The sequence below is a fragment of the Streptomyces liliifuscus genome, from assembly GCF_016598615.1.
GTDB classification, from domain to species: Bacteria; Actinomycetota; Actinomycetes; order Streptomycetales; family Streptomycetaceae; genus Streptomyces; species Streptomyces liliifuscus.
Genome location: NZ_CP066831.1, coordinates 9,289,717 through 9,316,489 on the forward strand (window position 1 = coordinate 9,289,717; position 26,773 = coordinate 9,316,489).

The window sequence follows — 26,773 nt, forward strand, 5'->3', positions numbered from 1 at the left end:
CGCGCGGATCACGACCGCGAGAACACGCCGATCCCGTTGGGCACCGGCCTCTCCGCCCCGCCGCTGGGATGGTTGCGCACGGTCGCCGTCGTCGAGCCCGGCTCCCGGGCGGCCAGCGTGCTGGAGCCGCCGCCGTCAAGGCTGAAGGCGTCCACCGAACCCAACTCCCGCATGGTGCCCGCGACTTCCGCGATGGTGAGTCCGGTGCGGAACTCGGGTGCCCCGTCCAGCGCGAGCAGCAGGAGCCGGCGGCCGCCGTCCGAGATGCCCGCGGCGGTCCGTACCGCCGCGGTCGTCGTGTCGAGCCCCGCGAGCGGTTGGCCACCCCTCAGGACCGGATAGCCGCCGACCACGAACCGGTACGGGATCCTCGACGCGGCCGCCACCAGTCGGTGCCGGACCGTGACCCGCTCACCGAGCGACAGCTTGCGCAGCTGCTGGGCGCCCGCCTCCCGGCCGACCAGGACAGTGGTGCCGGAAGCGATGGGCCCGTTGCCGGGTGTGTCGGCCGATGACACGACCCGGCCGTCCCGGACGGTCACCTCATGGGTGTCCGTACTGCAGGGCGCGGCCCGGTCGGTGTCCGTCCCGCAGGTGGCCCGCACCCGGGAGGGCGTGCCCCAGTCCGAGGTGAACGCGCCGACGGAACCGACCGGCAGCGCGTACTGGTTGAGCCCGCCGAGCGGAAGCCGTGTCTCGGCGGTGGCGACCGACCCGTCGAGGGCGAGGCTGTCGAGGCGGGCCCGATGGTCCGTGCCCACGCCGAGTACGTCCCGGGTGCTCGTGCCGGGCGGCAGGGCCGGGCCGAAGCGCTGGCCGTCGGGGACCGCCGCCTTGAGCGTGCGCCCGCTCGCGATCGCAGGCCCGACGGACGCGCCGGTCGCCTCGACCCCCGGGTGCTGGGTCTCGGTGATGTTGAAGAAGTCACCGTTGACGCCCGCGACGGCACCCTGTGCGTCGGCCAGTCGCGAGACGGGCGCCCGTGCCGCCACCGCGCCGGGATGCAGCAGGTCGACACTCACCCGCGGATTGCGGAGATCGACGCTGAGTACATGTGCGTGCGCCACACCCTTGGAGGCCGGAATGTCGAACTCGGTGTAGCGCACGCCGGGCGCGAGCCGGTGGAAACCCGGCGGGCCCCCGTCCGGCGCGCCACTGGCCGGTGCTGCCCCCGCCAGGGCGGCACCGGCCAGTGCGCTCCATGCCGTTACAACCGTCAGTGCGGTTCTGAGTCGTCCGGTGCGTCGTCTCACGCTGCCCCTGCTCTCTCCGCTGTCTCCTCAAATGGCCCAGGACACAAGGGAGTTCACCACAGAGCAGGTGGCGTGACGACGACTACGTGCCGACGAGACGCGAACGGGTCAGGAAACGCACCCCTTCGGGTGCCTCCAGCGAGAAACCACTGCCCCTCCCCTCCACCACGTCGACGATCAGCCGGGTGTGACTCCACACCTCGTACTGACTGCGCGACATCCAGAACGTCACCGGCTCCTCGACGCCCTCGACGGCCAGCGAGGCGAGCAGCACATCGGAGTCGCCCGTCCGGAACTCGCCCTCCGGGTAGCACATGGGCGCGCTGCCGTCGCAGCAGCCGCCGGACTGATGGAACATCAGCGGACCGTGGGCGGCCCGCAGTCGGCGCAGCAGCTCGGCGGCGGCGGGCGTCAGCTCCACGCGCGGGGCGGATGGGATCACCGTGCATCACTCCTCATCGCTTCGAGGCGTACCGGACCAGGTCCTGACCGCTGCCGCGGACCCTACCGACGGCGAAGGACGGGCGTCAGGCCCACGTCAGGAGATCGTTGCGGACCGCCGCCCTCCGTGGTGCGGCGGATACGTTGCGTCAAGGGGGCTGGTTGATTGATTCACCTTGGGGTTATGTTTTGGTGGCTTGCATCATCCGATCCGTCATCCGACCGGAGGACAGTCGACGTGATCCACCCCCTGCCCGCCGCGTTCGACGGTCCCGGTCTGCCCGTCGACCTGGACGAGGCCGCCCACCGCTGCCTCGTCGCCGGTTTCGAGGGAACCGCGAGCGTCCCCGCCACACTGAAACGGCTCGTCGACCGGGGGCTCGGCGGCGTCATCCTGTTCACCCGCAATGTGCGCGACGCCGAACAGGTCCGCCGGCTCACCGACGAGCTGCGGGCCATACGCCCCGACCTGATCGTCGGCATCGACAACGAGGGCGGCGGCATCGGCCACCTGGTGGGCGCGGGCGCACCCGACGTCCCCGGCAACTTCGCGCTCGGCGTCGTCGACGACACGGAACTGACCGCCCGCTGCGCCGACGCGCTGGCCGGACACCTCGCCGCCCTCGGCATCACCGCCTCATACGCGCCGGTCGCCGACCTCCAGCACCACCCGGACAACCCGATCGTGCGCACCCGCTCCTTCGGCGCCGAACCCGAGCTCGTCGGCCGCCACCTGCGGGCGTGGATCACCGCCACCGAGGCCCGCGGTGTCGCCTCCTGCGCCAAGCACTTCCCCGGCCACGGCGGCACCGTGACCGACAGCCACCACGACACCGCCGTCGACCCGCGGTCGTACGACGAACTGCTCCCCGACCTCGAAGCGTTCCGCGAGGCCGTCGCCGCGGGCGTTCCGATGCTCATGAGCGCCCACGTCGTGTTCCCGGCGCTCGACCCGAACCGTCCGGCCACGCTGAGCCGCCGCATCCTGCGCGATCTGCTCCGGGACGACATCGGCTTCGACGGGGTGCTGGTCAGCGACGCGCTGGAGATGAAGGCGATCGCCGACCGTTACGGAGAAGCCGCCGGGGCCCGGATCGCCCTCGCCGCGGGAGCCGACCAGGTCATCGTCGCCGTACCGGACCTGGAGACCACGCTGGCCTGCCGAGACGCGGTGCTCGGCGCGCTGCGCACCGGAGCGCTGCCCGACGAGCGCGTGTGGGAGGCCGCCGGGCGGGTCCGCCGCCTCGCCGAGCGGTACGCGACGCCGGCCGCTCCGGGCACGGTCGCCGCATGGGACTCCGGGGCCGGAGCGGAGGCGGCCCGCCGGGCCGTACGCGGCCGGTCCGGTCCGCCCCCCGTGTCCGGCGCCCATGTCGTCGACCTGTTCCCGCCGCCGCACCCCGCGCTCAACTGGGGAGGCGAGGACCTGCTGACCGAGCTGCGCGCCGTCGACCCCACGGCCTCGGGAACCGCGGTCACCGGGGAGCCGGCCGACCCGGCGGCCCTCGTCACCGGGATCCTGCGGTGGGCCGAGGGCTCCCCGCTGATCGTCGCCACCCACGACGCCGGGCTGCACCCCTGGCAGGCCCGCCTCCGTGACTCCCTGCTGGCCCGGCGCCCGGACGCCGTACGGGTCTCCACCGGGCTCCCCGAGGACGGGGACGACCTGTGCTCGTACGGGCGGGGCAGGGCCAACCTGCGGGCGGCGGCGGAGGCGCTGGCGGGCGAGTAGCCGCGCGGCCGGCACGCTCCGCCGCCTCGACGGCTCCGGTGACCGGCGCGGTCACGGATTCCGTACGAGATCCGTGATGCCGCGGGCCGCGAGGTGGTCGGCGTCGTCCGCGTGTGAGGCCAGGACCACCGTCGGGCGGACGCCCTGGCTGCGCAGCCACATCCACGCCTCGAAGTACGCGCCGCCCGGACCGGACACCGACCTGGTGGCGGGCGTGCAGTCCAGGACCAGGGCCAGGTCCCGCGGCTGTGCGGGGCGGGGCTTGGCGCGCACCTCGGCGACGGCGTCGGCGAACGCGGTGGCGATCGGCTTGGCTCGGCCGGAGGAGTCGAAGAGGCCCAGGGTGTACTCCAGCTCCGGGAAGTCGGCCAGGGAGCGGTCCACGTCGTGGGAGCACCACCAGGTCACGCCCCACAGCCCCGCGCACTCGGAGGCGTTCAGCACGGTGGCGCGCGCGAACTCGGGTGCGTCGGCCGCCGGGATGTGCGGCTCGGGCGCCCCGGTCTCCTGCGCCCAGACCGGCCGGGTCACGTCCTCGGCGTAGGCCTTGGCGAGCTCCACGCCGTACTCGGCGAGGTGCAGGACCTGCGGTGAGAGGGGGCCGTAACGGCGTGCGCAGTCGCCCGAGAAGACCCACGGGTGGACGGTGGTCAGGTCGCCCTTGCGGGCCGAGGCCTCCGGCGTGAACGGGTGGTCGTCGCCGTACCAGGCCGCGTCGTACGCGGAGTGCGTGACGAGGCGGCCGGGTGGGGCCGCGGACAGGCCGTCCCGCGCGGCGGCGAGGAGCGTGTCGAGGTAGTGGTCCACCTCCGCGACCGTCACCGGGTTGTGCTCGACCAGGTTGTTGAGCTCGTTGCCGAGCTGGAGACCGATGAGGTTGGGCCGGTCGGCGAGCGCGCGGCCGAGGACGCGCAGCAGCTCCGCCTGGGCCTCGACGGCCTCGGGGTCCGTGAACACGTTGCGGTGGTGCCAGCTGCGGGTCCACTCCGGATAGAAGTCGAAGCTCGACAGATGGCCCTGCACTCCGTCCACGAGGACGTCGAGACCGGCCTCGGCCGCCAGGTCGACGAGCTGGACCAGCTGGTCGACGGCCGCGCCGCGGATCAGCGTGCGGTTGGGCTGCAGGAGCGGCCAGAGGTGGAAGACCCGGATGTGGTCCAGGCCGAGCCCGGCTATCTGGGCCAGGTCCTCACGGGCGAGGGCCGGATCGAAGTCCTGCCAGGAGTGGAACCAGCCGCGGCGGGGCGTGTAGTTCACGCCGAAGCGGGGCGCGGGGGCGCTGGATACGGGGGGAGTGCTGATGGGGTCCTCCTCGGAAACCTGTGCCGACGCGCGGCCGGGGCTTGTTCTGGGCGAATGTATCAACCACCATGGTCGCCAATGAACAATGATTTGAACCAGGATTCGGATCGGGGGCGGGGTCGGGTGCGGGATCGCGTGCGGAACCGGGACCTCGTGGTGGGTCTGGACGCCGGCGGCACCCGTACCCGCGCCGTCCTGGCGTCCGCCGTGGACGGCCGCGTGCTCGGTCAGGGCGTCGCGGGACCCGGCAACGCCCTGACCGTCCCGGTGCCGCTGCTCACCGAACACCTGGCCGAGGCCGTCGCCCGGGCTGTGCCGGAGGCGGACCGCGCCAGGGTCGTCGCCGTGGCCGGCGGCTTCGCGGGCGCGGCGGAGACCGCCCCGGACGAGCCCGGCCGCCTCAATGCCCTGGCCGCGCTCACCGCCGCGCTGCGGCGCCTGGGCATCGCGGCGGATTCGGTCGGCGTCAGCAGCGACATCGAGGCGGCCTTCGCCTCCGCACCCGGCACCCCGGCCGACGGGCTGGCCCTGGTGGCCGGCACCGGCGTGGTCGCGATGCGCATCACGGACCGCCGTTGCGCGGTGACCGTCGGCGGCGACGGCTGGCTGCTCGGGGACGACGGCGGCGGCTTCTGGATCGGCCGCAGCGCGGTACGGGCGGCCCTGCGCATGGCGGACGGCCGCGGCGTCCCCACGACACTGGCCGACGCGGTGGGCCGGGCGCTGGGTGTGCCGGGAGACGCACTGCCGTGCGCCGAGAGCCGGTCGTACGCCGAGGACCGGCCGCACGGAGATCCGGCCGGCCTGAGTGCTGCGGGTGGCCGCGATGGTGCGGGGAGCCCGCGTAGTGCGAGCGGTTCGGAGCATGCGGTGGGCCCGGTCGGCAGTGATGCCTCCGTCGCCGCCTCGGTCAGCGCCTCCGTCGTATCCGGCTCCGCCCGTGCGTGCCTCCCGGAGGGGCCGGAGTGGTCGCCCGCGCAGCGTGCGGCCTACCGCATGTATCTGCTGCCCGCCGTCATGGCCGAGCCCCCGATCCACCTTGCCCGGCTCGCCCCGCTGGTCGCCGAAGCGGCCCGGCACCAGGACGCCGTCGCGCAGGCGGTTCTCGACGAGGCGGCGGACCATCTGCTGGAACCGGTTCGCGCGCTGGCACCCCGCCAGGGCGAGCGGATCGTCGCCACCGGCGGGCTGCTCGGCCCCGAAGGACCCCTGACAGCTCTGCTGAGCGAGCGCCTCAAGGCGCTCGGGCTGACGCTGGACTGGGTGGCGGACGGCTGCCGCGGCGCCGTGGCCCTGGCCCGGCTCGGGCACGGCGGCCCGCCACCCTCGTCCCGGACCACCTGAAACCGAGCTACCTGAAACCGGACCACGTGAACCCGGGCCACCTGAACCGGGGCTTCACCTGAACCCGGGCCACCTCAACCGGCCCACGTCACCCCGAGTGACCTGAACCCGGCCCACCTCACCCCGAGTGACCTGAACCCGGGCCACCTGATCGGTACGTCCCCGTAGCCCCACGCGACAACAGCACGGAAGGAACCGGTCGCATGCCGACTCCGGAACACGCGGCCGCCCGGCCCGAGCAGACACCCGAGGTCTCCCGGGACCACGACACGCGGAGCCCCCTCTATCTGGACCCGGACGCCGCCGTCGACGCCCGGGTCGCCGACCTGCTCGCCCGGATGACCCTGCGGGAGAAGGCCGGTCAGCTCAACCAGCGGATGTACGGCTGGGACGCCTACCGCCGCACCCCGGACGGCTTCGAACTCACCGAGGAGCTGTACGCCGAGACCGACCGCTTCGCCGGCCTCGGCGCCCTGTACGGACTACTGCGCGCCGACGCCTGGTCGGGCATCGACCACTCGACCGGCGTGGGCGCGGCCGACGGCGCCACGCTCGCCGACCTGGTGCAGCGCCATGTCATGGAAAGCAGCCGCCTCGGCATCCCGGCGCTCCTCGTCGAGGAGGTCCCGCACGGCCTGATGGCCCTGGACGGCACGGTCCTGCCGGTCAACCTGGCCGTCGGAGCCACCTGGGATCCCGAGCTGTACGAGCAGGCCGCCGCCCATGCCGCGGCCGAACTGCGGGCCCGCGGCGGCCATGTCGCCCTCGTCTCGGCCCTGGACCTCGCGCGCGACCCCCGCTGGGGCCGTACCGAGGAGTGCTTCGGCGAGGACCCGTATCTGGCCGCCCGCCTCACCGAGGCGCTCGTGCGCGGCATGCAGGGTCGATCCGGTTGCGCGGACGGGCAGTTCGCCGAGGACAAAGCAGCCGTGGTGCTCAAGCACTTCGCCGGACAGGGCGCCACCGTCGGCGGCCGCAACTCCGCGGAGTCCGAGCTCGGGCCCCGCGAACTCCACGAGATCCATCTCCCCGCCGCCCGGGCCGGGGTCCGGGCGGGCGCCGCCGCCGTCATGGCCGCCTACAACGAGGTGGACGGCGTCCCCTGCGCCGGGAACCGTGCCCTCCTCGACGGGCTGCTGCGTCGCCGCTGGGGCTTCGATGGGCTGGTCATGGCGGACGGCCTGGCCGTCGACCGGCTGGCCCGGATCACCGGCGACACGGTCTCGGCGGGCGCCCTCGCGCTCAACGCGGGTGTCGACCTGAGTCTGTGGGACGACGGCTTCACGCACCTGGAAGAGGCCGTCGAGCGCGGACTCGTCCAGGAGGACGTGCTCGACGCCGCCGTCGCCCGGGTGCTGCGTCTGAAGTTCCGCCTCGGTCTGTTCGAACGGCCTTGTGTCGAAGGCCGGTTGACTCCTCCGTCCCCGGACCGTGGCCGGGAACTGAGCACCGCCCTGGCCCGAGGCGCGGTCACCCTCCTCCACGACGACGGGGGAGTCCTGCCCGTCCGCCCGACGGTGTCCCGCATCGCGGTCCTGGGCCCGCACGCCGCCGCCACCGCCCACCAACTCGGCGACTACACGGCCCCGCAGAGCCCAGGCGCCGGCGCCAGTCTCCTGGACGGGCTGCGGCGACTCGCCCCGCGCGGAGTGGACGTCCGCCACGCCCGCGGCTGCGCCCTCACCGGCGACGACCTCTCGGGGATACCCGAGGCCATCGCCCAGGCCGGCGGCTCCGACCTGGCCGTGCTCGCGCTCGGCGGCAGCAGCGCCCGTACCCCCGAGACCGACTTCGCCGCCAACGGCGCGGCCCTCGGGGCCGTGTCCGAGATGACCTGCGGAGAGGGCGTCGACCTCGCGGGGCTGCGGCTCGGCAGGGCCCAACACGCCCTGCTGGAAGCCGTCGTGGCGACCGGCACCCCCACGGTCGTGGTCCTGGTGCAGGGCCGTCCGCACGCCGTCCCGGAGGCGGCGGAACGCGCGGCCGCGCTGCTCACCGCCTGGTACCCGGGCCCGTGGGGCGGCGACGCGATCGCCGAGGTACTGCTCGGCCTTGCCGAACCCCTCGGCCGCCTCCCCGTCTCCGTACCCCGGTCGGCCGCGCAACTGCCCGTCTACTACAACCACAAGGACACCGAGTACGGGACTTACGTGGACGAAGACGCCGAGCCGCTCCACTCCTTCGGGCACGGGCTGTCGTACACGACCTTCGACTACGGGCCGCCGAGTCTGTCCGGGCACACCGTCGCGGTCGATGTCACCAACACCGGGGAACGGGCCGGGCGTACCGTCGTCCAGCTCTACATCCGCCGGCTGGTCACGCCCGTGTGGCCGCGCACGCTCGAACTGCGTGCGTTCAGGAGCGTAGAGCTCGATCCCGGGGAGACCCGCACGGTCGTCATCCCGCTCGGCGCCGACCAACTCGCGCAGGTCGGCGCCGACTTGGAGACGGCCGTGCTGCCCGGCACCATGGAGATCCGGGTCGCGGCATCGGCGCGGGCCGCGCTGAACGCCGTACCGGCCGTGCTGCGGATCGGGGACTGACGGCCGGTCGCCGCGCGGCCTGCGAACCCGTCAGAGCTTCACGGCCCCCGACGAGACCCCCTTGTAGAACCACCGCTGGGTGATCACGAACAGCACCAGCACCGGGATGACGGAGATCACCGAACCGGCCATCACCACCCGCTGGTCATAGCCGAACGACGAACTCTGCAACCGCGAGAGACCGAGCGTCAGCGTCATGTGCTCCTCCGAGCGCAGCACGATCAGCGGCCAGAGGAAGTCGTCCCAGGCGCTGATGAACGTGTTGATGGTGACCACCAGGATCGCGCCCCACGCGGACGGCAGATACAGGTGCCGGAAGCGCTGCCACTCGCCCGCGCCGTCGAGCATCGCCGCGTCCTCGATCTCGCGCGGCACCGCCATGAACGCGGCGCGCATCAGCAGCACGTTGATGGCACCGACGAACCCGGGCAGCCACACGCCCACCAGGTTGTCCACCAGACCCAGGTCCCGGATGCTCAGGAACAGCGACACCATGATCGACTCGAAGGGGAACATCATCGAGGCGATCAGCACGACCCAGACCGCCTTGCGGCCCTTCCAGTTGGGCTTGGAGAGCATGTAGCCGGCCGTGGTGGAGAACAGCAACTGGCTGCCGACCGACAGGACGACCACGAACATGCTGTTCCTGATGTACGTGGCCACCGGCACCTGGTCGAAGACCGCCCGGTAGGCCCGCAGGGTCGGCTCGTGCGGAAACAGCGAGGCGTGCGCGCCGAAGACGTCCTCGCCGGTGCTCTTCAGCGATGCCAGGAGCTGCCAGACCAACGGCCCGACGGTGATGCCGAGCACGAAGAGCAACAGCAGGTAGCGGACGACCAGTTCGCGGGGGCGGCCGTAGTCCCGCCAGCGCGGGAGCAGCCTCCTGCGAGGTGCGGTCTCGGTCGCGTTCGAGGCCGCGGTCGCGGTCGTCATGACTCGTCCTCCCTCGTCAGCCGCTGCGCCAGCAGGGTCAGCCCCAGCGTCAGCAGGAACAGCGCCACACTGACCGCCGAGCCGTAGCCGGCGTTGCCGGTGATCGGGTCGAGGCCGACGTCCTTGATGTAGAAGGGCAGCGTGCGGTCCGCGCCACCGGGTCCGCCGGTGGGGCCGCCGAGCATGTAGAGCTCGGTGAACACGCGCAGCGAGCCGATGCCGGTGAGGGTGCCGACCAGCATCATGGCCTGTCGCACACCCGGCACGGTGATGTGCCAGAAGCGGCGGACCGCACCGGCGCCGTCCATGGACGCCGCCTCGTGCAGTTCCTTCGGCACGTTCCCCAGCGCGGCCAGGTAGAAGATCATGTACCAGCCGAGCCCCTTCCACAGGGTCAGGCCCATCGCGGAGAACAGGATCAGCCACGAGTCGGACAGGAACGGGATGGCGTCCCTGATCAGATGGGCCTTCTCCAGCCAGGTGTTGACCAGCCCGTCGTCGGCCAGCAGCCACTGCCAGCTCAGACCGACGACCACGCTGGAGGCGAGGACCGGGGTGTAGAAGGCGGAGCGGAAGAACCCGATGCCCGGCAGGTTCTTCTCCACCAGGACGGCCAGCAGCAGCGGCAGCAGCACCATCAGCGGTACGACGACCAGCGCGTACAGGATGCTGTTGCGGGTCGCCAGCCAGAAGTCCGAGTCGTCCAGCATCCGGGTGTAGTTGTCGAGCCCGACGAAGCTCGCGGCGCCGCCGAGCGGCTTGGCGTCGGTGAACGACAGCAGGAGCGTGTTGAGGAACGGGAACACGCCGAAGACCACCGCGCAGACGATCGCGGGGGCGGTCCACAGCCAGGGCAGCCACCAACGGCGGTACAGCGCGGCGCCGTTGGCGCCGGGAGCGGGGCCGGGCAGCACCGCCCGGCCCAGTCGGCGTATGCGGGACGGGGCCGCGCCCGGCACGGAGGCTGTGTGCTCCGCACCGGACGCGGACACCGGCTTCGCGGTCTGCGTCGCCACGATCAGCCTGCCTGCTTCAGCAGGTCGTCGGCCTTCTCCTGGGCGTCCTTCACGGCCTGCTCCGGGCTCTTCTTGCCCTGCATGGCCAGCTGCACCTGGGACACGATGGCCTTCTGCACGGCCGGGGAGAGGTTGGTCTGGTAGGCCGTGGTGGTCTTGAGCTGCTCGGCGACGAGCTTGCGGGCCTGGGAGAAGGGGTCGCTGCCGGTCGCGTTCTGGAAGAACGGGTCGTCCAGCGAGGTCGTGGTCGTCGGGAAGATCACGACGTTCGGGTCCTTGCACCAGGCCGTCTGGTTCTCGGCGTTGGTGAGGAACTTGGCGAACGCCAGCGCGGTGGGGGCGTGCTTGCTGGTCGCGGCGACCGAGATGTACTGAGGGGCGGCCGTGGTGTGGCCGAGCGCGTCGAAGGGCTGCTGGCCCACACCGGTCTTGGCGTACACCGACGGGCTGTTCTGCTTCACGAAGCGCACGAAGCTCGGGTTGGTCGAACCGTAGGCGACCTGGCCCTGGCTGTACGGCGTGGAGGGGTCGTTGCTGGAGGACAGCGAGTCCTTCGGCATGGCGCCCTCCTTGTACAGCCTCGCCATCCAGGCCACCCACTGGGCGGTCCTCGGATCGTCGGCGAAGACGGCGGACTTGCCGTCCGCGGACAGCGTCTTGATGTCCATCTGGTCCCAGTCGGCAGGGATCCGCCAGATCGGGTTGGCCATCGTCGCGTAGTACTTGCCCTTGGCCGACTTGGCGATCTTCTCGTAGTCGGCGAACAGGCCGAACATGGTCTTCGGCGGCTTCGCCGGGTCGATCCCGGCCTTCTTCAGCATGTCGGTGTTGTAGGTGAGGAGGACGCCGCCGGTGTACCAGGGCAGCACGCTGTGCGCCGCCTTCCCCGAGGCGTCCTTGTAGGTGCTGGACTTCCAGAACGCCGGGACGAACGGCTTGGCGGCGTCAGGGTCCTTGACGCCCACGTCGAGGAGGTAGCCGGCCTTGGTGAGTGCGGTCGCCGTGGGGGCGTCGACGTTGATCACGTCCGGCATGGTGCAGCCCTGGGCGTCGGCGACGGTGCGCTGGGTGAACGTGCTGTCGCCGGGGTCGTCGATCCACTTGACCGAGGTGCCGGGGTTGGCCTTCTCGAAGTCCTTGATCACCCCGTTGAAGAAGTCCCCGAAGTCCTTCTTCAGGTTGGTCGTCTGGAAAGTGATCTTTCCGTCGACGTCACCGGTGAGCTTGCCCGACCCGACGTTTCCCTTGTCGACCTTGCAACCGCCCGCGGTGGCGCCACCGTCGTCGGAGCCGCCGGAGAGGCCGCAGCCTGCGGCCGTCAACGTCAGTACGACGAGCCAGGCCAGGGATCCGGTCAGTCTTCTTGCGCGCATTGCTGCCCTCCTGAGACCCAGTCTGCTGCTGGTTCAATTCACCAACTTCGACTCCGATTGATGAAAAGGTGGACCAGAATTCATCGGAGGTCAATGGGTGCTGTGTTGCTTTTAGGTTCCGGACACGGTCGGCGCGCGGTCGGTGCACGGCCGCAGGGCGGTCAGTGCCGGTGCTCGTGGTCCGGGTGCGACGGATCGCCGGGGTGCTCGTGCCCGGCGGCGTACACCACCCCGGCGCGCGCCCGGTCGAGCCAGGCGAAGAAGGCACGCCGGCCGGCGGACCGGCGCAACTCCTGGGCGACACCCTCGCGTACGCCCCCGTAGGGCAGGCGGTCAGAGGTGTCCGTCCCACCGAAGGGGTCGACCCCGCGTCGCAGGGCGTCCGGGGTGAGGAAGCGGTCCGGGTTGCGGTCGTAGTAGTCCCGGACCGCCGACTCCGGCACGTCCTGCTCGCTCTCCAGCGCGGCGAGCAGGACGCGCGCGGCCGGGGAGTGGGCGAGCACCGCGGCGACGATGCTGCCGAGATCCGCGACGTCCTCCTCGGCCACGGCGAGCACCTGCGCCGGCCGGACCTCTTCGGGGGGTCTCAGACCGCGCTCGGCGCAGGCCCGGCGGGCCAGTTCGTCCACGACGACCACCTGGGTCGCCCAGCGCCGCCGCTGCCGTTCCGCGCGCGCCGACGCGTCGGGACGGGTCACGGGATCGCGCGGCGGTACGACCCTCAGCAACGCGTCCACGTGCGCCGCGGCGAGAGCGTCACCGTGCACGAGCGCGGCAACTCCCGCGGGCAGATGGGCGTGCGCCGGGACGCCGGGTGGATGCGAACGCGCGTGTACGTGCTCGCTCATGGCAGCACCTCCAGCGGTACGGCCTCGGTGTAGGCGACGTTGCCGTGCCAGGCGATCTTCGCCATCAGCCAGTACGACCCGGGCGGCACCGCACGGCCGTCCACTTCGATCGCGCACTCCAGCCGCTCCCCGGCGGGCACGGTGAAGCCCTGGCAGCCCGGGCCCACCCCCGGCCAGGTGCCCCACGACGACACCGCCCACAGGGTGCCGTCGACCGGACCACGGGTGGTGTTGCGCACGGTCACCGGAACGCGGCCGAGTTCGCCCGCGCGTACCCTGATCCGTTCAACTCCCAGACTCGACACGAGAGTTGGTCCTGTACGACCGTCCGGCTCGCCCTCCGGGACGGTGCCCGGAACGTCGAGGGCCACGACATCCTCGTACGTCTGACCGCCGTACGACAGCAGCGCGGCGAGCCAGTGGCGGCCGGGGGTGGCGTCGGGGGCGGGGGTGACGGTGACCTCGGAGAGGGTGAATCCGCCGGGGCCCAGCGCGTACGGCAGTTGGGCGGGTTCGGCGGACCAGCCGGGCGGTACGCGCAGGGCGACCGTGCCCGACACCGGGGCGTCGGTGAGCTCCGAACTGACGCGGACCGTCGCGGTCACGGGGCTCCCGGAGACGGTGAGCGCGGTCGGCGAGACGTACACCGCGACGGGCATGTTGCCGCGCGGGGCGGGGCCGGAGTTGTGCAGCCAGTACCGGGTGTGGACGGGTTGCGCGGGCTCGTGTACGGCGATGCCGGGGCCGTGCGGCGTCCGTCCGTCCCCGGGAGTCGCCAGGACCGTCGCGACCTCGAACCCGGTCAGCTCGACGTCGAGAACCCCTTCCTGGTCCGGGGTCAGCGGTGCTCCGGGGTTCTCCAGGACGTCGGCGCGGGTTCCGGCCGTCCACGGCAACGGACCCCGCACCCGGGCCCGGACCGGGCGACCGGACACCTCGTGCATCCGTACGACGACTCCGCGGACCGGGTCCGCCGGGGCCACGCTGCCGCGGGCCAGCGGCGAGCCGACCGGTTTGAGCGCGTCGAGCAGGACCTCGCCCTCCGGCTCCAGTCCCAGCAGGGTCGCTCTCCTCGGCAGGACGGGAGCCTCCGGCGATGCGTCCGGCACCTCGGATACATCGGGTGCATCCGAGGTGTCCGAGGCGTTGCCGTCGCGCAGTCGTGCCGTGAGTGGGTGGTTGTACGCGTGGCCGGTGCGCGGCAGTCCCAGCTTCCGCCAGTCGCCCTCGCCGCCCACCACGGCGTACTCGAAGGTGTGCGACCACCGCTGGAGCTGGAACGCCGAGCCGTCGGGGGCGGTTCGGCGGGGCGGGTCGATCCAGATGCCCGAGGGCCAGCCCGTGCACGAGCGCATCAGCGACATGTAGAGGTCCCCGGACGACGTGACCACACAGCCGGGTGTACCGCGGTTGAGGACGGCGAAGCTGCGGCCGTCCCAGGCGTCGCCCGGTGGCAGGGCCTCGCCGCCGCCCGCCGCCGTGGCCCGCAGGATCGCGTCGTCCAGGTCGGCCACCAGCGCGTCGACCGCCTTGGCGTCGTCCTGCGGGCGGGCGCCCGCCACGACGAGCAGCGGCAGCCGTTCGAGGTCGCGGAGGTCGGCTCCGGGGACCCACTCCTCGCGCAGGCTCGCGCGCGGCGCGACCCAGACGGCCGCCACGCCGTGGCCGGTCAGTTGCCGGCGCAGTTCGCGTCCGGCGGCCGGGTCCCAGCCGAGCGCTTCCGCGACGACGGTGTTGCGTTCGGGGCCGCCGACGGCGATACGGATGTCGGGCAGGTTGGAGTCGATCTCCAGGTCGCCGTAGCGCGGTCCGTCGGCGATCGTCGAGGTCGCGGTGACGCCCGCGCGGACCAGGGCCGCCGCGAGCGGGGTGCCGAGTTCACCGGCCTCGTCCCAGGAGGAGTGGACGAGTTCGGCCACGCCGATCGAACGGTGGCCGAGGAGCGCGCCCGAGTCGTCGCGGATCTCGGCGCGGGCCGTGGAGCCGAGGCCGAACCAGGTGTTGGCCGGGTTGTCCAGCGTCCAGGGGAACCGCTCGCTGTCGACCTCCACGAAGCCGAACCCGCGGCCGATGACGGCGTCGGCCACCTCGTGCACCGGCAGCCCGCCCCGCACGTCGGAGGGCCAGCGGACCCGGATCAGCCGGTCGGCGCCGTCGTACCCGTCGACGGTGGTGGACACGTCCAGTCGCGCCACTCCCTTCCACAGGCACAGCCGCTGGGTGTAGCGGAAGAGGCCCAGGTCGGCGGTGACGGTGACGCGGGAGCCGGCGGGGGAGTGCTCGACCCGGACGTTGGCGGTCACATCGCGGCTGCGGGCGGCCGTGGTTCCGGTCGGGGTGAGATGCCAGGGCCCCTCGCCGAAGCGGGGGTGCCGCGGGTACTCCTCCTGCACGACCAGTTCGTTGCCGATGTCGCCGGCGCGCAGCAGATCCCGCCCGCCCTCGACGAGCGCGCGCAGCCGGCTCACCCCGCCGCCGCGTCCCGGGTCCACGGTCAGCTCGTAGAACTCGTTGCGGATCGTGGTGCCTTCGCCCGGCGTCCACTCGGAGACCGTGCCCCGCGCGAGCGGAAGCGCCTTGAGCCCCATGCCGGGGACCTCCGGCACGATCACACGCAGTTCGCCGTTCTCCCGCACGGCGGGCAGCGGAAGACCTGTGTCGTCGAGCGGTACGAGTCCGGGGTCGTCGACGGTCAGTACGTCCTGCCGCTGCCAGGTCGCGGAGTTGAACACCACCAGGTCGGGGCCGCCGCCCGGCAGCGGGGCCACGTGCCGGGCGAGGGCGTCGGTCGCGTCGGCGTGCACGGTCTCAGCGAGGTCCGCCAGTTCCCGCCACCCGGTGAGCAGGTCGATGTAGACCTGGTCGGACTCCGAGCCGGTGATGGCGTCGTGATGGGCGCCGTAGATCAGCTGCCGCCACGCCTTGTCGAGGGCCGCGTCCGGATAGGGGTGCCCGGTGACGAGCGAGGCGAGTGTCGCCCACGCCTCGGCGTCGGCGAGCAGCGTCTCCCCGTACCGCTGGGCCTGCTTGGTGTCGATGTAGGAGACGTCCTTGCCGGTGTAGACGGGGTTCATGTCCCGGGTCTGCGGTGACGCCGTGCGCCCCTCGGCGTCCAGCTCGGCCCGCACGGCGGCGAAGAAGTCGCGCGGCACGGCGCTGACGAAGCGCGGCCAGACGTACCGGGCGTTCCAGTCGCGGTGGATGTCCATGACCCAGCGGCACGGCGGCGCGTAGTCCCCGCCGACCGGGAGCAGCACGTTGCGGGTGAGCGCGACCTGCTTGAGGCCCTTGAAGAGCTTGAGCGCGGCCGCCTGGGCCTCGGGCAGTGTCGGCGCGTTGTCGATGGCCCAGCCCGCGCCGTAGTGGTTGACCATGTACGCGGTCAGCAGCCCGCGCCCCGAGGGGGCGATCCAGGAGAACTCGGCGGGGAACTGCATCCGGTTCGGGTCCCGGGGCTCCTCGCCGAACACGGAGAGGGTGGGACCCCACTGGTGGAAGGGGCCGCGCGCCCACGAGCTGGAGGACAGCCCCGCGTCGGCCATCAGCCCCGGGAACTGCGGGTCGTGCCCGAAGGCGTCCAGCTGCCAGGCCGTCTCCGGCGACGCGCCCATGACGGCCCGTTGGAAACCGTCCCCGTAGACGGCGTTGCGGATGGTGGCCTCGGCGCCGGTGAGATTGGTGTTGGGCTCGTTGTAGGTGCCGCCCATGATCTCCACCCGGCCGGTCCGCAGCAGCTCCCGGAGGAAGGCGCGCTCCTCGGGGAACGCGTCCCAGTACGGCTTGAGGTAGTCGACCTCCGCGAGCACGAAGGTGTACGCGGGGTCGCGGCGCGCCAGATCGCAGTGGGCCCGGACGAGACTCATGCCGGACTGGCCCCGGGAGTCGAAGGTGCGCGCGGGCAGCCCCGTCGACGCAGGGTCGTCGGCGACGTCCCAGGTCTCGGTGTACGCGCCCTGGGTGTTCCACCAGACGGGGTCGTAGTGGAAGTGGCTGACCATGAACATCGTCCAGCCCGGCTCCGCCGCCGTGAACTCGGCGGGTTGCACGGCCACTTGGGCCTCGTCGGTGGCGATCACATCGGTCGCGGTCACCGAGATGTCGCGGCGCTCGCCCGGCGCGAGGCCCGTGCGCACGGGTATCTCGGCGCGCGCGGTGCCGTCGTCGGCCACCGTGGCGAGGGCCTCCCCGGCGACACCGGAGCCCTCGACGGTGAGCCGGACGGTCCGGCCGGGGGTGTGGCTCAGCTCGACGGCCACGATCTGGCGCGGCTGCTCGGTGGTTCCGACGAAGAGCTCGGTCGACTCGACAGAGGTGACGCGCATGGGGCTCCTACGAGGATGCTCGGCGGAGCACCATCGTGGCACCGAGGGGATGGTTCAAACAACCATCATCTGGTTTTCTCGGTGGTTCATCCATACATCGCCGGTCATCGCCGGTCGGAGTCAGCGGGTTCGGCGGCTCTTCACCGTGTGCTGCGGGGTGATGTGGTCGGTCAGCGCCAGTGAGGCGCTCGCGCGCTGGTAGGAGAGCTGGGCGACCCGGACGTACAGGCAGTCGATGAGGACGAGCACGGAGTGCCGCCCGCCGATGCTCCCGGTGCGGAAGCTGGTCTCCGAGGTGGCGGAGATCAGCCGGATGTCGGCGGCCCGGGCCAGCGGCGAGCGCGGGTCGGAGGTGAGCGCCACGGTGGTGGCGCCGCGCTCCTTGGCGAGCTCGAAGGGCTCGATGGTCTCGCGGGTCGCCCCGGAGTGCGAGATGCCGATGGCGACGTCCGCCGGGGTGAGCAGCGCGGCGGAGGTGGCCGCCCCGTGCACCTCGCTCCAGCCCCGCACCGAGCAGCCGATGCGGAAGAGGCGGGTCTCGGTCTCCTGGGCGACGGCGCCGCTGCCGCCGACGCCGTAGACGTCGATGCGGCGGGCGCGGGCGACGGCCTGGGCCGCGCGCTCCAGGGCGTCCAGATCCATCCGGTCGATCGTCTGCTGGACCGCGCGCAGATCGGCGCTGCCGACGACGGTGACGACGCGTTCGAGATCGTCGTCCGGGGAGATCTCGGGGCCGATCTCCGCGCTGCCCCAGTCGGACACCTCGCCGCGACCGCGCTCCTGGGCCAGCTCGATCAGCAGGTGCTGGTAGGAGTCGAGGCCGATGGCACGGCAGAACCGGGTCACCGTGGCCTGGGACGTGCCCGTACGGCGGCCCAGCTCGGCGGCGGAGGAGTGGGTGACCGCCGCGGGATCCGCCAGGATCAGCTCGCCCACCTTCCGGAGCGAGCCGGCCAGCCGGGGCAGCTCGGTGCGGATCAGCGTGGTGACGTCCGTCGGGGGCATTCCGTTGCCGGCGCCGGTCCGTTCCATGGGGTACCCGATCTCCTCGGTGGTGCATGCTGTGCAGCTGAGAATGTATCAGCCACCCACCATCTCGCAGATTGAATCTCAGTACCGAAGGTGCCTCCGGCCCGGGTCGGGCCCGGGGTGCGGTGACGACGCCGGTGGACGGGGCGTTGCCCGCCGCTCGTGACCTGTGGTTTATTCATTCAAGTAAGCTCGTAAGGGATGGTGGTTTCATCCACCGGTGGGGAGTGCCGCGTGTCCGTCGACTCTGTGAACGCCAGCGGGTTTGCGCGTGAAGGCCTGGATGCGCTGAACCGCATCGCCGAGTCCGCCCAGGACGAGGTGCGGCGCGCCGCCGAGCTGATCGCTCACTGTGTGCGGACCGACGGCGTGATCCAGGCGTTCGGCACCGGGCACTCCCAGGCCCTCGTCCTGGAGCTCGCCGGACGCGCCGGGGGGCTCGTGCCCACCAACCGGCTGAGCATCGCCGACCTCGTGCTGTACGGCGGCGACGATCCGAGCGTCCTCGACGATCCGCTGCTGGAGCGCAAGCCTGGCGTCGCCGAGCGGATCTACGACCTCGCCGAGCCGCGGCCCGAGGACCTGTTCGTCATCATCTCCAACTCGGGTGTCAACAGCGTGATCGTGGAGATGGCTCTGCGGGCCAAGGAGCGCGGTCACCGTGTCCTCGCCATCACCTCGCTGAGCCACACCCGGGCCGTTCCCGCCTCCCACCCCAGCGGGCGGAAGCTCGCCGACATCGCCGACGTCGTGCTGGACAACGCCGCGCCGCGGGGGGACGCCCTTCTTCCCCTCCCCGGCGGCGGCTCGGTCTGCGCCCTGTCGACCCTGACCGGCGTGATGCTCGTCCAGATGGCCGTCGCCGAGGCGGCCGCGTTGTTGCTTGCGGCGGGGGTGCGGCCGCCGGTGTACGTCTCGGCCAACGTGCCCGGGGGGTTTGAGGGGAACCTTGACCTTGAGACGCGGTATGCAGGGCGGATTCGGCGTACGGCCAGCTGAACGGTTGCGCTCCGCTGGGTGGTGGTGATCGGCCTGCGGGTGCGTTGTGGCTGGTCGCGCAGTTCCCCGCGCCCCTGAAGGGGCGCGGTAGGCGCCGGCCTCAGCGAATCCCTGCCGCCGGACCTGCCGTGTCTATGGTCGCCTCCTCCAGGGGGAAGTGGCAGGCCGACCTGTGGTGGGCGGCTTCGGGCGTCGGCGTCGGGACTGATTCGGCGCAGATGTCGTCCGCTCGCCAGCAGCGGGTTCTGAATCTGCAGCCGGAGGGCGGGTCGGCCGGTGACGGGATCTCGCCGGTGAGCAGGATGCGCTCCCTCTTCGGCCCGCCCCCGGTCGCCAGGGACGGGGCCGCCGACAACAGCGCCGCCGTATAGGGATGCCGCGGCTGCTCGAACAACTCCTCCGCCGGCCCCGTCTCCACGATCCTGCCGAGGTACATCACGGCGACCCGGTCGGCGACGTGCCGCACCACGGACAGGTCGTGCGAGATGAACACGTACGCCAGCCCCAGCTCGTCCCGCAGATCGCCCAGCAGATTGAGCACCTGCGCCTGTACCGACAGATCCAGCGCGGAGACGGGTTCGTCGCACACGATGACATCGGGCTCCAGCGCCAGGGCGCGGGCGATCCCTATCCGCTGTCGCTGCCCTCCGGAGAACTCCTGCGGGTATCGACGCGCGTCGGACGCGCGCAACCCGACCATCTCCAGCAGCTCACCCACGCGTGCCGCGCGCTTCGCGGCGGGCACGAGATCGCGGTGCGTGAGCCACGGCTCGCTGATCAGATCCGCCGCGCACAGCCGGGGGTTGAGCGAGCCGAACGGGTCCTGGAAGACCATCTGCACCTTGCGGCGCCAGGCGAGCAGCTTCGCCCCCGACAACGAGAACGGGTCCACTCCGTCGAACCGTACGGTGCCCGCGTCGGGCCGCTCCAGCATCAGCAGCACCCTGGCCAGCGTGGTCTTGCCGCACCCGGACTCGCCGACCAGGCCGAGCGTCTCCCCGCGCGCCAGACGGAGATCGACCCCTTCGAGCGCGCGCAGCCTGGTGCTGCCCTTCGCGGTACGCGGAACCGCGAAGCTCTTCGTCAGGCCGGTGGCCTCCAGCAGTGTCGTCCCGGACTCAGGCATCGGCCAGTTCCTTCCCGAAGTGGCAGGCGGCGGCGCGGTCGGTTCCCGTCGCGGCCAGCACCGGCAGCTGCGTGGCGCAGAGGTCGCGGGCCATGGGACACCGCAGACGGAAAGCGCAGCCGGAGGGTACGGAGCGGGGGTCGGGCGGGCTGCCGGGGATGGAGTTCAGCCGGGTGCCCTTGTGCTGCTCGGCCGGAACCGACTCCAACAGGCCCCGCGTGTAGGGGTGGTTGGGCTTGCCGAACACCTCGGCCACCGTCCCGGTCTCCACGACCGCACCCGCGTACATGACGGCGACCCGGTCCGCGTGCTCGGCGACCAGGCCGAGGTCGTGGGTGATGAGCACCAGAGCCATCCGCTGCTCGCTACGCAGTTCGCGCAGCAGGTCCATGATCTGGGCCTGCACGGTGACGTCGAGCGCCGTGGTGGGCTCGTCGGCGAGCAGGACCTTCGGCCGCAGCGCGACCGCCATCGCGATCAGCAGCCGCTGGCGCATGCCTCCGGAGAACTGATGCGGGTAGGCGCCCGCGCGGGAGCGCGCCTCCGGGATGCCGACGCGTTCCATCAGTTCGACGGCCTTCGCCCGCGCGGCGCGCCGGGAGATCCTCTCGTGGATACGGAACGGCTCCGCGAGCTGCGCCCCCACCGTCTGGACGGGGTTGAGCGCGCTGAGCGCGTCCTGGAAGACGATGGCGAGGCCCGGGCCGGCAAGCCGACGCCTGGCCCGTGCGCCGAGTGCGAGCAGGTCCTCGCCCTCCAACAGGGCCTGTCCGCCCACGACTTCGGCGGCCGGATCGAGCAGACCGGCCACCGCGTGCGCCGTCATGCTCTTGCCGCACCCGGACTCGCCCAGCAGAGCCAGCGTCTCGCCCGAACGCACGGCGAAACTCACGCCGCGTACGACGGGGACGGGGCCGGCGGCGGTACGGATGTCGACCGACAGGTTCTCCACTGCCAGGGTGTCCACGGCCGGGGTGTCGGCCCTGGTCGAGGCACGGTCGCCGGGGGCCGCTACGGCTTTCGAAGTCGCCGGGGTGGGCTCGGCTGCTGCCTCGGGCGCGACCGGGGCGGGCTCGGTGTTCGCTTCCGACGGGGCCGGACCGGGCTCGGGCTCGGACCCCGCCACGACCGTGGCCGTCTCGGCCGCCGGAACCTGGCTGTTCCCCGTCCCCCCGGTCGCCGACCGGCGGAGCCGGCCGCGGCGCAGGCCGTGCCGCCACCGCTGGCCCGGGTCGGTCGCGAGACGGGCCCAGGCGGCGAGGACGGTCGCCGAGACGGTGGTGACGACGATGGCGAGTCCGGGGAAGACCGCGATCCACCACGAGCTCTGCAACTCCTGGCGCCCCTGAGCCACCATCAGACCCCAGCTCACGTCCGGCGGTTGGATGCCGATGCCGAGGAAGCTCAGCGACGACTCGGTCAGCATCACGAAGCAGAAGTCGAGCGCGGCGACGGTGAGCAGGGTGGGCAGCACCGTGGGAGCGATATGGCGTCGGATGCTCGCCCAGCTGCTGGTGCCGAAGGTGCGGGCCGCGTCCATGAACAGGCGGCTGCGCAGTTCCGCCGACTCGGCCCGCGCGGTGCGCAGGTACACGGGGATCCGGGCGACAGCGAGCACCAGCACGATGCCGGAGGCGCTCGGCGAGAACACGTACAGCACGACCACGGCGAGCAGAAGGGACGGGAAGCTGAGGATCACGTCGGCGATCCGCAGGGACACGTTCTCGCGCCAACCGCCGTGGTAGCCCGCCCACATGCCCCAGACCGAGCCGACGACGAGTGAGCACAGCACGGCGGGCACGGCCACCGACAGGGTGGTGCCGGCTGCGGCTATCAGCCGCGCGGCGACCGGCCGTCCCAGGGAGTCGCTGCCGAGGAAGAAGGCCCAGCCGTGGTCAAGACTGAAGGGCGACCGCCCGGGATCGCGCAGGTTCTGACGTGTCGCCAGATCCCCGATGAGCAGCGGACCCAGTACGGCGCACAGCGCGACGCCGAGCAGGATCAGGGCCGCGGCGCAGGCGAACCGGTCCTGGAGGAGCAGGGCGAGCCACTTCCGCCGAGCCGTCACCACCTGGTCGCTTCCAGGCCCCGTGCCGCCGCCGTCCGCGTCCTTCGGGACGCCGCCGCTCTCGGTGCCGTCGCTCCGGCCGTTGTTCTGGCCGTTGTTCTTCTGGAGCATGTCACTTCCTTGACTCACGCCGCCGCCCGCTGCCGGACACGCGGGTCGAGGACCGCGTGGCAGATGTCCACGAGGATGTTGAGCGCGAAGATCACCAGAGCGGTCAGCAGCACGGCGGCCTGCAACACCGCGAAGTCGCGCTGGAGAACCGAGTCGATCATGAGCTTGCCGATGCCGGGCCAGCCGAAGATGGTCTCGACGACGACAGCGCCGTTGACCAGTCCGACGGCGAGGTCGCCCGCGACGGTGAGCGCGGGTGCGGCCGCGTTGCGCAGGGCGTGCCCGAAGACCACCCGCACTTCGTGCGCACCCTTGCTGCGCGCCACTTTGACGTACGGGGCGGAGAGCGCGGAGACCATGGCGCCGCGCACCACCTGGACCAGCACCCCGAAGGGGCGGATGAGCAGCGTGGCGACGGGCAGGACCCAGGCCGCGGCGCCGCTGGTGCCGGAGGTCGGCAGCCAGCCGAGTGTCACCGCGAAGACCAGCACGCCCATGATGGCGAACCAGAAGTCGGGCACGCTCGCGGCCGTCGAGGACAGGAAGCTCGCGATCCGGTCGGTCGCCGAGTTGGGCCGGTAGGCCGCCAGGCTGCCGATCACCACGGCACCCACGATGGCGAGCAGCATCGTCCACCCGGCCAGCTGGAGGGTGGCGGGGAAGGCCCGCAGGACCGACTCGCTCGCCGACTGGGCGGTGCGCAGCGACTCGCCGAAGTCGAGGTGGGCGACCTGGACCAGATAGTCGCCGAACTGGTTGACCAACGGCTGGTCGAAGCCGTTGCGGGCGGAGAACTCGGCCCTCATCTCCGGTGTCGCGCTGAGCGGGAGGTACAGATTGGCGGGGTCTCCGGTGAGTCGGGCCAGGAAGAACACTCCCAGGACCACGACCAGCAGGGGAATGACACTGGAGACCGCGCGGCGACGCAGCATCGTGAACATCGGTCAGCTCCTTCCTCGGTCCGCGCGGCGCATGTCGGAGAGCCGCATTTCGTCGTTGGTCGCCGAGTCCGGCCGGTAGCGGACGTGCGAGGAGAGAGCGAGGATGCCGGTCATGTTGGCCATCACGGCATCCCGTACGACCTCGTCGTTCTGGTGGGCGAACGCGTCCGCGAAGGCCTGCTGCCGCTTGTCGCCCGACGCGAGCTCCGCCTGCTTCGTCAGCGCGTCGAGTCCGGGGGTGCCGTAGCTGCTCTGGGCACCCTTGCTGCCGTAGATCTGTCCCATCGTGAACGCGGCGTCTCCCGCCTGGTTGCCGTGCTGTGCCTGGAGGAGGGTGGGGCCGATGCCCTTGGGGAAGGGACGCAGGAGGTACTCCAGCCAGGCGTTGACGTCCAGCATCTTGATCTTGACCTTCAGTCCCGCCTTGAGCAGTCCGTCCTGCACGACCTCCATCGCCTCGGCGGCCTTCGGGTAGATGCCGGTGCGGCCGATGATCGTGATGGTGGTGTCGGTCGGCACTCCGTCGGCACGGGCCTCGGCCACCAGCCGCTTCGCGCGCTTCGGGTCGTACGGCCACGGCTTGACGCGCGGGTTGTACCCGGTGACGCCCTTCGACACGAGCTGGCCGCTCGGCCGGCCGGAGAAGACCGCCGTGACCAGACCCTCCCTGTCGATGGCGTAGTTGACGGCCCGTCGGATCCGGACGTCGTCGAGAGGCGCCTTGGTCGCGTCCATCCGCACATACGAGACCTCGTTGGTGGTGAACTCGACCGCACGGTCGCCCGCCCCGTCCTCGGGCGCGAGTCCGATCGCCACATCCGCCTCGTTGTTGGTGACCATGGCCGCGCGTACGCTGCCCTCCGCGCGCCAGACGTACTTGGCGGCGGCGTAGTCGGGGGTCTCGCCCCAGTAGCCGGAGAAGCGCTTCAGGCGCAGGAAGCGGCCCTGACTCCACTCGTCGATCCGGTACGGACCGGTGCCGACCGGCTCACGCACCCTGGAATCGGGGTCCGTGCTCGTCGGCACGATCTCGACGAAGGACAGCCGCAGCGGGAGGATCGGGTCCGGCTCGGCCGTGGTGACCTCAAGTGTGGTGTCGTCGACCGCCTTTGCGGTGATCTTGCTGTCGGTGAAGATGTATCCGTCGACGTTGCAGTCGATGTCCGAGTCCGTGGCGCGCTCGATGGAGAAGGCGGCGGCCTCGGCCGTGAACGGCGAGTCGTCATGGAACCTGACCCCCTTGCGCAGGGTGAAGGTCCATGAAGTGGGCGACTCGCGCGTCCACTTGGTGGCCAGCGCCTGTTCCAGACGTCCGGTGGACGGGTCCCGCTCGGTCAGCGCCTCCGTGATGTTGGCGCGCGTCACCCGGCCCGTCGCGGTGAGCGAGGCATCACAGGGCTCAAGCGTCGGCGGCTCCTCGGGCAGTACGACGCGCAGGGTGCCGGGACCTTCACCGATGGGGTCCGCGCCGGCCACCGAGCATCCTGAGGCGGCGAGCAGTACGGCAACGGACGCGAGCGCGCCCGCCGTTCGCCCCCGGCGGATGCGGGTGGCCGAACGAGTGCCTACTGAGCCTGGGTCGGTCACTGTTCCTCCGCGCTGCTCTACGACCACGAACTTTGTCCACATGGAAAAACTGGGTTTAGATATGTGGACGCTCATTATTGAGCCGGTGGCGTCGAAGGCGTCAAGGGGTGTGCAGCAAGCCCTTGATATCCGCAGGGTGGCGCACTCGGGGAGTCTTCGTATGTGAACGGTTGTGTGGTGGGGGGTGGGTGAGGCGGGGGTGAGTGAGCCAGGTCACATGGTGGAGTCGATCAGATCGGCCGAGGCCTCCGGTCATACAGCCGACACCATCCGCATCCCCTGTGAGGAGAGCCGGCCATGGACCGTGATCGGGTTCTTTCCTGGACGAAGGCCGAACGGCTCGGCCTCGCCGACTTTCTCGACGATCTGGAAGGCGCCGACTGGGAATCACCATCGCTCTGCACCGGCTGGACCGTGCACGACGTGGTGGCCCACCTGACACTGTCGACACGCACCACGCTGCGCGCCATGGTCAAGGGAATGGTCGGGGCGCGCGGCGACTGGGAGCGGATGGAGTTCGACGCGGCGCGGCGGCGGGCCGCCGACTTCGGCCCCTCGGAGCTCATCGCGCAGTTCCGTGAGACGGCGGGCTCGACGCGCCGCGCGCCCCTGTCCGCGCCGTTGGATCCACTGGTCGACGTCGTGGTCCACGGCCAGGACATCGCGCGACCTCTGGGGCGTGTGCGCCCCACTCCCGAACAGCAGACGATCGCGGCACTGGAACACGTCCTGGCCAGCCCGTTCTACGGCGCCCGCAAACGCCTGCGGGGCGTACGGCTGGTGGCCACCGACGTGGACTGGTCGAGGGGCGAGGGCCAGGACGAGGCCCGGGGCCCGGCAGGCGACCTGCTCCTCCTGGCGACGGGCCGAGCCGCGGGACTGGCAGGTGTGTCCGGCCCGGCGGCGGAACGGCTCGCGACCTTGCTGTAGAGGAGGGCCCCCGCGGGCAGGAGCCTGCGGGGGCCTTTCGGTGGACGTCGCCGAACCCGGAGGACCGGGTGTCGGGCGTACGGAGTGTCAGGCGTACGGGTCGAAGGGGATTCCGGCCGGGCTCGTGTAGTCGAGGGCCCACTGGAAGTCGCCGTCGTCGATCTTGAAGGTGGCCGAGCCGAAGTTGGCGCCGCTCAGCTTGTCGCGGTAGCCGGCCGGATAGCCGTCCCAGCCGACGAGCCGCGGGTAGAACCAGTTGCCCGTGGCGTTCTCCGCCGGCTCGTCGTTGCTGTTGGCGAAACGGAAGCAGTGACTCGAGACGCCGTCCTTGTGGTACACGATCTTCGGGTGGGTGCCGTCGAAGCGGATCTGCGACCGTGCGAGCGTCTGGTAGCTGTTGTGCTGGGACACCGACACGTACTGGACCTCGTTGTTGTTGATCCACACGATGACGTGTTCCCAGTCGTGGGTGTGCCCGATGGCCGCCGGGCCGAGGGTCACCTGGTCCTTCTCGAAGTAGCTGGCGTACATGACCGCGCACCAGCCGTTGTTGCACTTCTCGCGCGAGTAGGTGTTGGCGTTGTTCAGCTGGGCGGGGTCGTGGCACTTGCCGTTGACGTCGCCGCCCAGTTTCAGGCCGGGGTTGATGGTGCCGTCGGCGCCGATGGCGGCGGTGGCGTAGCAGCCGTCACCGTCGTAGTCGTAGGCGGGGGAGTAGGTCTGCTCCAGACCGTTCGCGTTCTGCGGCAGCAGGGTCAGGACGTTCGCGTGGGCGGTCGCCGGGATCGCGACGACGAGCGTCATCGCGCCGAGTGTGCCGAGAACGGCGTTGGCGAGGGATCTCAACTTGCGCATGGTGACTCCTTGTCGAGCGG

General features: G+C 71.6%; 18 protein-coding genes and 1 pseudogene. 5 read left to right on the top strand and 14 right to left on the bottom strand.

Going from position 1 to position 26,773, the window contains the following annotated elements:
- Positions 1-8: 8 nt before the first annotated feature.
- Positions 9-1,253: a phosphodiester glycosidase family protein gene (locus tag JEQ17_RS40290; protein WP_200399846.1), complete on the bottom strand. Its 1,245-nt coding sequence runs from the start codon at positions 1,251-1,253 to the stop codon at positions 9-11.
- A gap of 82 nt (positions 1,254-1,335) precedes the next feature.
- A complete protein-coding gene (locus JEQ17_RS40295; protein ID WP_200399847.1) occupies positions 1,336-1,695 on the bottom strand; it encodes a DUF779 domain-containing protein in 360 nt (119 codons plus the stop codon).
- Between the two features lie 237 nt (positions 1,696-1,932).
- On the opposite strand from JEQ17_RS40295, the gene JEQ17_RS40300 reads away from it, so the two are divergent.
- On the top strand, positions 1,933-3,426 hold the full coding sequence (locus JEQ17_RS40300; RefSeq protein WP_407700120.1) for a glycoside hydrolase family 3 N-terminal domain-containing protein: 1,494 nt from the start codon (positions 1,933-1,935) through the stop codon (positions 3,424-3,426).
- A gap of 51 nt (positions 3,427-3,477) precedes the next feature.
- Here the strand turns inward: JEQ17_RS40300 and JEQ17_RS40305 are convergent.
- A pseudogene (locus JEQ17_RS40305) lies at positions 3,478-4,798 on the bottom strand (glycoside hydrolase 5 family protein).
- Positions 4,799-4,863: 65 nt separating this feature from the next.
- Here JEQ17_RS40305 and JEQ17_RS40310 point away from each other — a divergent pair.
- Together JEQ17_RS40310 and JEQ17_RS40315 are read left to right on the top strand one after the other, a co-directional pair.
- Positions 4,864-6,072, top strand: coding sequence for a BadF/BadG/BcrA/BcrD ATPase family protein (locus JEQ17_RS40310; RefSeq protein ID WP_234048547.1), 1,209 nt, complete (start codon positions 4,864-4,866; stop codon positions 6,070-6,072).
- 203 nt (positions 6,073-6,275) lie between these two features.
- Entirely contained in the window at positions 6,276-8,615 is a 2,340-nt protein-coding gene (locus JEQ17_RS40315) for a glycoside hydrolase family 3 N-terminal domain-containing protein (RefSeq protein ID WP_200399850.1), read from the top strand.
- A 30-nt stretch (positions 8,616-8,645) separates the two neighbouring features.
- On the opposite strand, the gene JEQ17_RS40320 is transcribed toward JEQ17_RS40315, so the two are convergent.
- The 6 genes from JEQ17_RS40320 to JEQ17_RS40345 form a co-directional block, all read right to left on the bottom strand.
- Entirely contained in the window at positions 8,646-9,548 is a 903-nt protein-coding gene (locus JEQ17_RS40320; RefSeq protein ID WP_200399851.1) for a carbohydrate ABC transporter permease, read from the bottom strand.
- A complete protein-coding gene (locus JEQ17_RS40325) occupies positions 9,545-10,567 on the bottom strand; it encodes a carbohydrate ABC transporter permease (protein ID WP_200401971.1) in 1,023 nt (340 codons plus the stop codon). The genes JEQ17_RS40320 and JEQ17_RS40325 overlap by 4 nt, the downstream gene beginning before the upstream one ends.
- Entirely contained in the window at positions 10,567-11,937 is a 1,371-nt protein-coding gene (locus JEQ17_RS40330; protein WP_200399852.1) for an extracellular solute-binding protein, read from the bottom strand. Before JEQ17_RS40330 ends, JEQ17_RS40325 begins: the two co-directional genes overlap by 1 nt.
- A gap of 161 nt (positions 11,938-12,098) precedes the next feature.
- Positions 12,099-12,785 carry a peptidyl-prolyl cis-trans isomerase gene (locus JEQ17_RS40335; RefSeq protein ID WP_234048548.1) on the bottom strand — a complete coding sequence of 229 codons (687 nt, stop codon included), beginning with the start codon at positions 12,783-12,785 and terminating at the stop codon, positions 12,099-12,101.
- Positions 12,782-17,107 (bottom strand): glycoside hydrolase family 38 N-terminal domain-containing protein, encoded by a 4,326-nt coding sequence (locus JEQ17_RS40340; protein WP_200399853.1) that lies wholly within the window; start codon positions 17,105-17,107, stop codon positions 12,782-12,784. Before JEQ17_RS40340 ends, JEQ17_RS40335 begins: the two co-directional genes overlap by 4 nt.
- Positions 17,108-17,227: 120 nt before the next feature.
- Complete coding sequence (locus JEQ17_RS40345) at positions 17,228-18,112, bottom strand: MurR/RpiR family transcriptional regulator (RefSeq protein WP_200401973.1); 885 nt, start codon at positions 18,110-18,112, stop codon at positions 17,228-17,230.
- A gap of 258 nt (positions 18,113-18,370) precedes the next feature.
- On the opposite strand from JEQ17_RS40345, the gene JEQ17_RS40350 reads away from it, so the two are divergent.
- A complete protein-coding gene (locus JEQ17_RS40350) occupies positions 18,371-19,135 on the top strand; it encodes a sugar isomerase domain-containing protein (protein WP_200399854.1) in 765 nt (254 codons plus the stop codon).
- 100 nt (positions 19,136-19,235) lie between these two features.
- On the opposite strand, the gene JEQ17_RS40355 is transcribed toward JEQ17_RS40350, so the two are convergent.
- From JEQ17_RS40355 to JEQ17_RS40375, 4 genes are read right to left on the bottom strand one after another with little or no spacing between them, the layout of a single operon-like run.
- On the bottom strand, positions 19,236-20,261 hold the full coding sequence (locus JEQ17_RS40355; RefSeq protein ID WP_200399855.1) for an ABC transporter ATP-binding protein: 1,026 nt from the start codon (positions 20,259-20,261) through the stop codon (positions 19,236-19,238).
- A complete protein-coding gene (locus JEQ17_RS50275) occupies positions 20,254-22,440 on the bottom strand; it encodes a dipeptide/oligopeptide/nickel ABC transporter permease/ATP-binding protein (RefSeq protein ID WP_234048549.1) in 2,187 nt (728 codons plus the stop codon). The genes JEQ17_RS40355 and JEQ17_RS50275 overlap by 8 nt, the downstream gene beginning before the upstream one ends.
- A 14-nt stretch (positions 22,441-22,454) precedes the next feature.
- Positions 22,455-23,381 (bottom strand): ABC transporter permease, encoded by a 927-nt coding sequence (locus JEQ17_RS40370; protein WP_200399856.1) that lies wholly within the window; start codon positions 23,379-23,381, stop codon positions 22,455-22,457.
- Between the two features lie 3 nt (positions 23,382-23,384).
- A complete protein-coding gene (locus JEQ17_RS40375; RefSeq protein WP_234048550.1) occupies positions 23,385-24,857 on the bottom strand; it encodes an ABC transporter substrate-binding protein in 1,473 nt (490 codons plus the stop codon).
- Between the two features lie 408 nt (positions 24,858-25,265).
- On the opposite strand from JEQ17_RS40375, the gene JEQ17_RS40380 reads away from it, so the two are divergent.
- Positions 25,266-25,898 (top strand): maleylpyruvate isomerase family mycothiol-dependent enzyme, encoded by a 633-nt coding sequence (locus tag JEQ17_RS40380; RefSeq protein ID WP_200399858.1) that lies wholly within the window; start codon positions 25,266-25,268, stop codon positions 25,896-25,898.
- 87 nt (positions 25,899-25,985) lie between these two features.
- On the opposite strand, the gene JEQ17_RS40385 is transcribed toward JEQ17_RS40380, so the two are convergent.
- Positions 25,986-26,753, bottom strand: a complete 768-nt coding sequence (locus tag JEQ17_RS40385) for an NPP1 family protein (protein ID WP_200399859.1) — start codon at positions 26,751-26,753, stop codon at positions 25,986-25,988.
- Positions 26,754-26,773: the final 20 nt, after the last annotated feature.